Genomic DNA, 9,995 nt, shown 5'->3' with positions numbered 1-9,995 from the left:
GCCAGGCGCACCCCGCCCTTGGCGTCGGCAGGCAGTTCCTTGAACTTGCCCTTGCCGCGGCCGCCCGCATGGATCTGCGACTTCACCACGTAAAGCGGACCAGGAAGCTCCTTCGCCCCCTTCACCGCTTCCTCCACCGTCAGCGCCGGGACGCCCTTCGACACGGGCAGGCCGAATTCCTTCAGAACCGCCTTTGCCTGGTATTCATGAATGTTCATGGCCAGTAGCTCCAGATTGGCTAAAGCGTTTTGGGATTTGATGAAATCGCCTCAGATCCCAAAAACGCGTTGTCATTCGAACGCGTTTTGCTCTGGGAATCAGGCGAGCGAGGGAGCGATGGTCTTGCACGCGTCGACCAGCGACTTCACCGCGTTGACCGACTTCTCGAAGCCGGCACGCTCTTCCTTGTCGAGCTGGATCTCGACGATGCGCTCGACGCCGCCGGCACCGATGACCACGGGCACGCCGACATAGAGATCCTTGACGCCGTACTGGCCGGTGAGATGCGCGGCGCAGGGCAGCACGCGCTTCTTGTCCTTGAGATAGCTCTCGGCCATCACGATGGCGGAGGCGGCCGGGGCATAGAAGGCCGAGCCGGTCTTCAGCAGGTTGACGATCTCGGCGCCGCCGTCACGGGTGCGCTGCACGATCTCGGCAAGGCGTGCCTCGGTGATCCAGCCCATCTTGACGAGGTCGGGCAGCGGAATGCCGGCCACCGTGGAGTAGCGCACCGAGGGAACCATGGTGTCGCCATGGCCGCCGAGCACGAAGGCGGTGACGTCTTCCACCGAGACGTTGAACTCGTCGGCCAGGAAGTGGCGGAAGCGCGAGGAGTCGAGCACGCCGGCCATGCCGACGACCTTGTTGGCCGGCAGGCCGCAGGACTTCTGCAGCGCCCAGACCATGGCGTCGAGCGGGTTGGTGATGCAGATCACGAAGGCATCCGGGGCATATTTGGCAATGCCGGCGCCGACCTGCTCCATCACCTTGAGGTTGATGGTGAGGAGATCGTCACGGCTCATGCCGGGCTTGCGCGGCACGCCGGCGGTGACGATCACCACATCGGCGCCCTTGATGCCCTCGTAGCTCTGGGTGCCGGCAAGCTTCACGTCGAAGCCATCGACCGGGGCAGCCTCGGCAATGTCGAGGGCCTTGCCCTGCGGCACGCCTTCCATCACGTCGAAGAGCACGATATCGCCCAGTTCCTTCAGACCGGCCAGAAGAGCCAGCGTGCCACCGATCTGTCCCGCCCCGATAAGAGCGATCTTGCTACGTGCCATAACGTAATGTCCCTGAGATTGTAGCCAAAGGTGAGTTTCGTTCCCCACCTCCCTAGCCCCTTTGGAAGCGTGGTTCAAGCGACAGCCGATTCCAGGTTGAAATGCCCCCTTCTTCGCGACTGGGGGCTGTCGGCGCTCGAAAAATAATCCTTTCCAATCAATATGATGGCAGATATGGCTCCGCTTACGTTCCGGCAAGACCGAGCCTTAAAATCCATGTTACAAATTTCATATTTTGTAACATGTAACATGGTTCTGAAGATTTTTCTCTGAATTCCCCATCCTACCCGTCCAGGTAGGATGGCTGCGCTTCCAGGTGACGCTCCGGGCGAGGGCTTGCCCCCGGTCCCATCCCTTCATTGCCACGCAATATGCACGGCACCGTGACAGGCAGCGCTGGCCGGGCTACAAGGCGGCCACAAATTTGGAGAATCCGATGCGTCCTTCCCGCCGCGCTTTCGATGAGCTGCGCCCCGTTTCGATCGAGCGCAACGTCGCTCGCTATGCCGAAGGCTCCTGCCTGATCAAGTTCGGCGAAACCCATGTGCTGTGCACCGCCAGCCTGGAGGACAAGCCGCCGTCCTGGCTGCGAGGCACCGGCAAGGGCTGGGTCACGGCCGAATATGCCATGCTGCCGCGCGCCACGCATGAGCGCACGCGCCGCGAATCCTCTTCCGGCAAGCCGTCCGGCCGTACCCAGGAGATCCAGCGCCTGGTCGGCCGCTCGCTGCGCGCGGTGGTCGATCTGGTGCGTCTGGGCGAGAAGCAGATCACCATCGATTGCGACGTGCTGCAGGCCGATGGCGGCACCCGCACCGCCTCGATCACCGGCGGCTTCGTCGCGCTCCAGGAATGCGTGAAGTGGATGATGGAGCGCAAGATGCTCACCGTCAGCCCGATCAAGGACCATGTCGCTGCGATTTCCTGCGGCATCTCGAAGGGAACGGCGGTGCTCGACCTCGACTATGCCGAGGATTCGGAAGCGATGACCGACGCCAACTTCGTGATGACCGGCTCGGGCGGCCTGGTCGAGATCCAGGGCACGGCTGAAGGCGCCCCCTTCAGCCAGGAGCAGTTCCTGGACATGCTGGCATTGGCCCGCAAGGGCATCGGCGAGCTGGTCGAGCTGCAGAAGCAGGCGGTGGCGTGATGGGTCGGCGCCTCACCGGCAAGCTGGTGCTCGCCACGCACAACAACGGCAAGCTCTCCGAGTTCAAGGCCCTGATGGCGCCCTATGGCGTGGATGTCGTCTCCGTCGGGCAGCTCGGCCTGCCGGTACCGGAGGAAACCGGCACAACCTTCGTCGAGAATGCCCGCATCAAGGCGCTCGCCGCCCTCGAAGCCACCGGCCTGCCGGCCATCGCTGACGATTCAGGGCTGTGCATCGAGGCCCTGGGCGGCGCGCCCGGCGTCTACACCGCCGACTGGTCCGGCCCGACCCGCGACTGGGACATCGCCATGCAGAGGGCGCAGGACGAACTCCTCGCTGCCGGAGCCACCGAGCCGGCCCAGCGGCGCGGCAGCTTCGTCTCCGTCCTGACCGTGGTCTGGCCCGACGGCCATTCCGAAACGTTCGAGGGGCGGGCCGAGGGTACCCTGGTCTGGCCCACCCGCGGCCAACACGGGCACGGCTATGATCCGATGTTCCAGCCGGACGGCTCGGACAAGACCTTCGCCGAGATGACGGAAGCGCAGAAGAACACCATCTCCCACCGCGCGCGCTCCTTCCAGAAATTGGCTGAGGCCTGCCTGAAGGATTGACGGCCCGCCGCCCGGAATCACCCTTCCACGAGTGCCCGCCGGAATGCCTCGAAGGCCGGCGACGCCTCGCCCCGGCGCCGGACGAGCAGGGTTTCGATCCGCCCGAGGGGATGGGTCTGGACTTCGCTCCCGCCCGGCAGGAGGTCGAGCACCGAACGCGGCATGACGCCGATGGCATTGCCGGTCGAGACCGCCGCCAGCATGGCATGATACGAGGCCAGCTCCTGCACGCGCAGCCTCCTGGCGCCGCGCCCCCAATGCTCGGCCACCGCCCGGTAGGTACAGCCCGGCTCCAGGGCGGCAAGGCTGTCGACCCTGAGGTCGGCAGCCTCGGCAATGGGCGGATGGCGGGGTGGCAGCACGATCAGCAGATCCTCGGTGAAGACGCGCTCGCCTTCGAGCCGCCCGGCATCATAGCCGGTGTCGATCCCCTCGACGGACGGCTGGCCGATCAGGGCGCAATCGAGGTCATGCGCGAGCAGCTGGCGGATCAGCCCCTTCGTGCCGCCGGTGATCAGTTTCAGCGAAACGGCAGGCCAGGCGGCGTGAAATTTCGCCAGCACCGGCGGCAGGCGGCTCGCAGCCGTGCTCTCCATCGTCCCCACTCGGAAAGATCCCGCCGGCCCCGACGGCTTCAGCGCGCCGCGGGCTTCATCCGCCAGGGCGATCAGACGATTGGCATAGGTGAGGAAGACCTCACCTTCCTGGGTCAGACGCATGCGCTTGCCCTCTCGGCTGAACAGCGCCGCGCCGAGTTCCTGTTCGAGTTGCTTGACCCTTGTGGTCACGTTGGACGGCACTCGCCCCAACCGGCTCGAAGCCCTGGTAACGCTCTGCTCGTCGGCAACGGCAAGGAAGATATCGAGGGAAGACAGATCCAATTTTATTCTCTTTTTAAGAACGAAAAAACAATTATCATTTTCAAAAAGGAAATGATAGGCCTGTTTTCAGTTTAGTCCTTTGTGGCATTTCCGCCCCCCGGTCGTGGGGACATTCGGAAACGCCGCATAGACCATACAAGGAGAACGGCGATGTGGCCCGATCGGCGCATTCAGGAGCTCTTCGGCATCGAGATCCCCCTCATCCAGGCGCCGATGGCAGGCCCCTGTCACTACGACATGGTGATCGAGGTCAGCGAAGCGGGCGGGCTCGGCTCGCTGCCCTGTGCCACGCTGACACCCGAACAGGTCCGCACCGAACTCGGCCTCATCCGCCAGCAGACCGCGAAGCCGTTCAGCGTCAATTTCTTCAGCCACACCTCGCCAACGCCCGACGCTGCCCGCGAAACCGGCTGGCGCAAGCGGCTCGAACCCTATTACCGCGAGGTAGGCATCGATCCCGCCGCGCCGATTCCAACCTCGAACCGGGCTCCCTTCGACGACGAGCTCTGCACCCTCGTCGAGGAGTTCAGACCCCCAATCGTCAGCTTTCATTTCGGGCTGCCCGAGAAATCCCTGCTCGACCGCGTAAGGGCGACGGGCGCCAAGATCCTGTCCTCCGCCACCACGGTCGACGAGGCGCGCTGGCTCGAGGATCGCGGCTGCGACGCCATCATCGCCCAGGGTTTCGAGGCGGGTGGCCATCGCGGCGTCTTCCTCACCGACGACATCGCCACCCAGATCGGTACCTTCGCCCTGGTGCCGCAAGTCGCGGATGCCGTGAAGGTGCCGGTGATCGCCGCCGGCGGCATCACCGACGCCCGCGGCATCGTGGCGGCCTTCGCGCTGGGAGCGGCGGCGGTGCAGATCGGCACCGCCTATATGTTCACGCCTCAGGCTCGTCTTCCTGCCCCGCATGCCGCCGCCCTGCGCAGTCCCGATGCCGACAAGACGGCTCTCACCAATCTGTTCACGGGGCGGCCGGCCCGCGGCATCGTCAACCGCCTGATGCGCGAAGTCGGCCCGATATCGGACCTCGCCCCCGCCTTCCCGCTCGCCGGCGGCGCCCTGGCACCGCTGCGCGCCAAGACCGAACCGCAGGGCTCGGGCGATTTCATGTCGCTCTGGTCCGGCCAAGCCGCGCGTCTTGCCCAAGACGGCTATTCGGCGGGCGAATTGACGAAGCTTCTGGCGGCGGAAGCGCTGGCCAAGCTGGGGAGGTGATGGGGGTCGATCTCCAGATCGACCCTCCGGTTCCGCGCCAAACCGGCGAGGCCGATGCTTGCGGATATATTGTTCTCTTCCTACTCAGCGGCAATCGCCATGGCCGGCGTCAGCCAGAGATCGAGGAAGCGGTGCAGCCATTGCTGCATGCCGGGATCATATTGGCAACGGTTGGAGAATTGCTGCGCCCGATCTTGCGCGCCGGGCAATTTGCAGCTTTCCTCGCTGCCCGTCGTCCAGCGGTTCATCATCAGATAAGTAACTTCGGGATGAAACTGCAGGCCATAGGCGGCGCGCCCGCAGGTGAAAGCCTGGTTGGCGAAGGTCGAGCCGGTGGCAAGCAGCCGGGTGCCGCGGACATGCTCGGAGCCTTCATTGTGCCAATGATAGACATGGCTCGGCCAGGACATCAGGGAACGGCCTTCCGCCGTCGGCTCGATCGGCCAATAGCCGATCTCGACCGTGCCGGCCTCATGGCGCGAGACACGGCCGCCGAGATGGCGCGTCAGCATCTGGGCCCCGAGGCAGACGCCGAGAAAGGGCTTGTCCTCGTTGAGAGGCACGCCGATCCAGTCGATCTCGCGGCGGATCCAGGCGTCCCCGTCATTCACGCTCATCGGGCCGCCGAAAATGATGGCGCCGGCATGGTCGCGCATGGTTTCCGGCAGGGGATCGTCGAAGCGGGGGCGCCTGATATCGAGTTCGTAGCCGCGTTCGATCAGGAAGCGCCCGATCCGCCCGGGCGAAGAATGTTCCTGATGCAGAACGATGAGGATCTTTCCCGTCACGATTCGGCCTGTGAAACGATTTCGTAACCATGATGTTACGGAAGTCTTAGCGAAAAGTTAAGCATTCGCGGTGCCGGAAAGCACATTACCCGCACTACTGGTGCCATTTTGCAGCACTTTGCGTGAAGCGGCCGTGAGCAGGTTGAATTCCGCCACCGGCACGCCGTGGTCGCTGGCGGTGCGGATATTGCGGGTCATGTCGGTCATATGCGTGTCGACGACGTGGTCGTTATAGACCTGCAGATAGCGGAAATCGCCGATCCGGTGCGGATTGCGGCTATGGAATTCCTGGCTGAACAGGATGTGGTCCAGCACCTGATAATCGCCGAAATGGATATGGGTATAGAGCGTGGTGCCCTTGATGTGCATGGCCTGCTGGTCGGAGGCGGCATAAAGATGCAGGTCCCACAAGCGGCGGTTCTTGCGCTGCCAGTCGCCGGGATCGGCCATCAGCGGCTTCAGCGTCTCGGGCAGAGGCTGCTCGCCCCGGATGAGCTCGGTGGTCACGCTGGTCAGCTCGTCGTTGAGATCGCCCAGCACCATCACCGGGCGGGGTTCGGTACCCCGTCCCGCCATCTCCCGCGACAGCATCACCCTGAGCGCCGCCGCCTCGGCGCCCCGCTGCAGCAGCGCCCTGACCACGGCGAGCGCGCGCACGGCGGGGTCGCGCCGGTCCTCGTCCTCCAGCACCACGGGCCGGCGCGACTTGAGATGCACCACATAGACGGTCAGCGGCACGCTGTCGGGCAGCAGCACCTCGGCCCTGAGGACCGGGCGCTCGAAGAAGCCGATGCCGACCGGCACGGCCTGCTGGCGGCCGTTTTCGTCGCGCCTGACCGCAAAGCCCTGGCCGAGGCCGGGCGGAAAAGCTGCGATGGATTCGACCTTCAGCACGGGAAGCCGGCTCGCCAGCCCGACCCGCGGCGCGTTCAACGCCCCGTCCGGCGTCTTGGGGCCGTCATCATCCGCCAGCGGCGCATTGACGGTCGCTCCTCGCAGGCGCGGCGCCTTCCAGACCGCCTCGCGCAGGGCTTCCTCGTGGAACACTTCCTGGAAGCCGGCGAGATCGACCTGGCCGCGTTCGAGCAGCCCGCCGATGAAGGCGGTCTTGGCGTCATATTCCTCGGGCGAATAAGGCGGCTGCTCATGGAAGCGCACGCCGGGCCTCGCCAGCAGCTGGGTGTTGAAGGTGGCGACGCGCAGGACGGAGGAGGACATCGGGATACCCTTGCGAGAGCCGCAATCTCGCAAGGGTTGGGATTCGTGGCAATGGCCGGGAAGGAGCCGGTTTGCGAACACCACGACCACACCAAGCGAAATGCGACGAGCCTCCCCCACGAAGCTGGGGGAGGTGGCCTTGCGAAGCAAGGTCGGAGGGGGGGAGGCAGCATGGCATCGTTTCAGAACTTTGCGCAACCGTTGTGCCATCTCGTCATGCTCAGCGCACTGCCCGCAGCCCCCCTCCGTCACGACTTCGTCGTGACACCTCCCCCAGCTTCGTGGGGGAGGCTCGTCGCGCTTTGCTCCGCTAAGGTAGTCGCCGCCCCCTCATTCCGCCGGCGCCAGCTCCCGCCGGTTGCGGATGGGCCGTCCCGGCGACAGGGCCTGGGCCGCGTGCAGGATGGCATTGGCGTCGAGGCCGTGGTGGCGATAGAGATCCCCAATGCTGCCGGTCTGGCCGAAATGCTCCACGCCGAGCGAGGTTACACGCTGGCCGCGCACGCTGCCGAGCCAGGCCAGGGTGGCCGGGTGGCCGTCCAGCACGGTGACGAGGCCGCAATCGCGCGAGAGTGGCGCGAGCAGGCGCTCGATATGGCTCCTGGCCCCGGCATTGCCGCGCTGGCGGGCCCGTTCGGCCGCCGTCCAGCCGGCATTGAGCCGGTCGGCCGAGGTGATGACCAGCAGGCCGGCATCGCGGCGGTCCTCGCCCATCAGGCCGATGGCCTCGATCGCCTCGGGCACCACGGCCCCCATGGCCGCCACCACGATCTCGGCGTTCGGCCCCGGCGGACGCAGCCAATAGGCGCCATTGACGATATCGGCGGCCAGGGCCGGCGACATCGTCCGCTGCGGCTGGTCGATGGTGCGGGTCGACAGGCGCAGATAGACCGAGCCGCCTGTCTCGTCGCGCAGCCAGGTGGTCTCGTCAGGGTCACCCTCCCCGTCCCGCTGCATATAGTCGAAGGCAAAGCGCATGATCACCGCGAGCTCGTCGACGAAGGCGGGCTCGAAGGCGGCGAGGCCGTCCTGGGCCAGGCCGATCAGCGGCGTGGCGATCGACTGGTGCGCCCCGCCCTCCGGCGCCAGAGTGATGCCCGAGGGCGTCGCCACCACCATGAAGCGGGCATCCTGGTAACAGCCATAGTTGAGCGCATCGAGGCCACGCTGGATGAAGGGATCGTAGAGCGTGCCGATCGGCAGGAGCCGCTCACCATTGATGGAATGGGACAGGCCCAGCGCCGAGAGCAGGATGAAGAGATTCATCTCGGCGATGCCGAGCTCGATATGCTGCCCCTTGGGCGAAAAGTCCCAGGCGAAGGTCGAGGGGATCTTCTCCTTCCTGAAGGTGTCGGCCAGTTCCTCGCGGGCGAACAGGCCGCGCCGGTTGACCCAGCCGCCGAGATTGGTGGAGACGGTGACGTCGGGCGCCGTGGTGACGATGCGCTCGGCGACGGCCAGGTCCGTCCCCGCGAGATCGTTGAGGATGATGCCGAAGCCCTGCTGGGTCGACATCGAGGCCGAGGCCCGGTAGGGCAGCGCGGCCGGCACCTCGACCTTGGCCGCGGCCAGGCGGCGCCTGCCCTTCTGCACGAAGGGCACCTGGTCGAGTGCCGACTGCATCGCCTCCGGCGTCAGGTCGAGCCCCTCGAACTTGTCCCATTCATGCCCGGGGCGGATGGCCATGGCCTGCTGCCAGGCCTCCATCTGGGCCGGCGTCATCAGGCCGGCGTGGTTGTCCTTGTGGCCCTGGAACGGCAGGCCGAAGCCCTTCACCGTATAGGCGATGAAGCAGGTCGGCTTGTCATGGCGGGCCGCCGCCTCGAAGGCGTCGACGAGGCTCGGCATGTCATGGCCGGCGAGATTGGTCATCAGCGCCGCGAGTTCGGCGTCGGAGCGTCTCTCGATCAGCCTGCTGACCTCGCCCTGGTCGCCGATGGCATCGGTAAGGTGGCGGCGCCAGACTTTGCCTCCTTCGGCCGAGCCGCCCTGATAGCATAGCGCCGCATAGAGCTGGTTGGGGCAGTTGTCGATCCAGCGCCGCAGCGCCTCGCCGCCAGGCTCGGCGAAGGCCGCCTCGAGCAGGCGGCCATATTTGAGGATGACCACCTCCCAGCCGAAATTGCGGAAGATGGATTCGAAGCGCTGCCACAGGCCCTCGCGCACCACCGCATCGAGCGACTGGCGGTTGTAGTCGACGATCCACCAGACATTGCGCACGCCCTGCTTCCAGCCCTCCAGCAAGGCTTCGAAGATGTTGCCCTCGTCCATCTCGGCATCGCCGACGAGCGAGATCATCCGCCCTTCCGGCCACTCGCCCCAGCCCTTGGCCTTCACATAGTCCTGTACCAGGGCCGAGAACAGCGTCTGGGCCACGCCGAGGCCGACGGAGCCGGTGGAAAAATCCACGTCGTCGATATCCTTGGTGCGGGAGGGATAGCTCTGGGCACCCTTGAAGCCGCGGAAATTCTGCAGCTTTTCGAGGCTCTGCAGGCCGAAGAGATAGTTGAGCGCATGGAAGACCGGCGAGGCATGCGGTTTCACCGCGACGCGGTCCTGCGGCCTGAGCACCGCGCCATAGAGCGCCGTCATGATCGTCGCCAGCGAGGCCGAGGAGGCCTGATGGCCGCCGATCTTGAGACCATCCTCCTTGGCCCTCAGGTGGTTGGCGTTGTGGATCATCCAGGACGACAGCCACAGGGCCTTGCGTTCGAGAGCGGCGAGAAAAGGAAGACGAGGGTCGGCCATGACAGGGGTTCCAGCTGAACTGTCTCGTTATATCAAAAGCCGAGAAGCGATTTTGGTTGATCTTATCAGATCCTGAGCATTATCTCAGCGATAATCAC

9 protein-coding genes are annotated in these 9,995 nt (G+C 65.3%); 3 read left to right on the top strand and 6 right to left on the bottom strand.

Going from position 1 to position 9,995, the window contains the following annotated elements; genetic code table 11:
* Nucleotides 1–218: ATP-grasp domain-containing protein (locus tag J8I29_RS25695; protein ID WP_348536170.1), on the bottom strand; the 218-nt coding region annotated here is incomplete at its 3' end.
* A gap of 99 nt (nucleotides 219–317) precedes the next feature.
* Nucleotides 318–1,280, bottom strand: a complete 963-nt coding sequence (gene mdh, locus J8I29_RS25690; RefSeq protein ID WP_105865461.1) for a malate dehydrogenase — start codon at nucleotides 1,278–1,280, stop codon at nucleotides 318–320.
* A 436-nt stretch (nucleotides 1,281–1,716) separates the two neighbouring features.
* On the opposite strand from mdh, the gene rph reads away from it, so the two are divergent.
* A complete protein-coding gene (rph, locus tag J8I29_RS25685) occupies nucleotides 1,717–2,430 on the top strand; it encodes a ribonuclease PH (protein WP_105865462.1) in 714 nt (237 codons plus the stop codon).
* A complete protein-coding gene (rdgB, locus tag J8I29_RS25680; RefSeq protein WP_209433823.1) occupies nucleotides 2,430–3,041 on the top strand; it encodes an RdgB/HAM1 family non-canonical purine NTP pyrophosphatase in 612 nt (203 codons plus the stop codon). Before rph ends, rdgB begins: the two co-directional genes overlap by 1 nt.
* A gap of 17 nt (nucleotides 3,042–3,058) precedes the next feature.
* On the opposite strand, the gene J8I29_RS25675 is transcribed toward rdgB, so the two are convergent.
* The gene (locus J8I29_RS25675) at nucleotides 3,059–3,922 is read right to left on the bottom strand and encodes a LysR substrate-binding domain-containing protein (RefSeq protein ID WP_209433822.1); all 864 of its coding nucleotides are present in this window, start codon (nucleotides 3,920–3,922) and stop codon (nucleotides 3,059–3,061) included.
* Nucleotides 3,923–4,072: 150 nt separating this feature from the next.
* Here J8I29_RS25675 and J8I29_RS25670 point away from each other — a divergent pair, with 150 nt between their 5' ends.
* Entirely contained in the window at nucleotides 4,073–5,143 is a 1,071-nt protein-coding gene (locus J8I29_RS25670; protein WP_209433821.1) for a nitronate monooxygenase family protein, read from the top strand.
* Between the two features lie 80 nt (nucleotides 5,144–5,223).
* On the opposite strand, the gene J8I29_RS25665 is transcribed toward J8I29_RS25670, so the two are convergent.
* The 3 genes from J8I29_RS25665 to J8I29_RS25655 form a co-directional block, all read right to left on the bottom strand.
* Nucleotides 5,224–5,931 carry a glutamine amidotransferase gene (locus tag J8I29_RS25665; RefSeq protein ID WP_245443637.1) on the bottom strand — a complete coding sequence of 236 codons (708 nt, stop codon included), beginning with the start codon at nucleotides 5,929–5,931 and terminating at the stop codon, nucleotides 5,224–5,226.
* A gap of 57 nt (nucleotides 5,932–5,988) precedes the next feature.
* Complete coding sequence (locus J8I29_RS25660; protein ID WP_209433820.1) at nucleotides 5,989–7,149, bottom strand: endonuclease/exonuclease/phosphatase family protein; 1,161 nt, start codon at nucleotides 7,147–7,149, stop codon at nucleotides 5,989–5,991.
* Nucleotides 7,150–7,479: 330 nt separating this feature from the next.
* Nucleotides 7,480–9,897, bottom strand: a complete 2,418-nt coding sequence (locus tag J8I29_RS25655; RefSeq protein ID WP_209433819.1) for a transketolase — start codon at nucleotides 9,895–9,897, stop codon at nucleotides 7,480–7,482.
* Nucleotides 9,898–9,995 lie beyond the last annotated feature (98 nt).

Source organism: Labrys sp. LIt4, assembly GCF_017813775.1.
In the GTDB taxonomy this organism is placed as follows: Bacteria; Pseudomonadota; Alphaproteobacteria; order Rhizobiales; family Labraceae; genus Labrys; species Labrys okinawensis_A.
The sequence above is the reverse complement of the archived record's forward strand: the minus strand, read 5'-3'. Positions and strand labels throughout refer to the sequence as shown.

Coding starts and splice junctions, on each gene's coding strand:
- rph (WP_105865462.1), top strand. CDS start 1,717: ATGCGTCCTTCCCGCCGCGCTTTCGATGAGCTGCGCCCCGTTTCGATC.
- J8I29_RS25655 (WP_209433819.1), bottom strand. CDS start 9,897: ATGGCCGACCCTCGTCTTCCTTTTCTCGCCGCTCTCGAACGCAAGGCC.
- J8I29_RS25670 (WP_209433821.1), top strand. CDS start 4,073: ATGTGGCCCGATCGGCGCATTCAGGAGCTCTTCGGCATCGAGATCCCC.
- mdh (WP_105865461.1), bottom strand. CDS start 1,280: ATGGCACGTAGCAAGATCGCTCTTATCGGGGCGGGACAGATCGGTGGC.
- J8I29_RS25660 (WP_209433820.1), bottom strand. CDS start 7,149: ATGTCCTCCTCCGTCCTGCGCGTCGCCACCTTCAACACCCAGCTGCTG.
- rdgB (WP_209433823.1), top strand. CDS start 2,430: ATGGGTCGGCGCCTCACCGGCAAGCTGGTGCTCGCCACGCACAACAAC.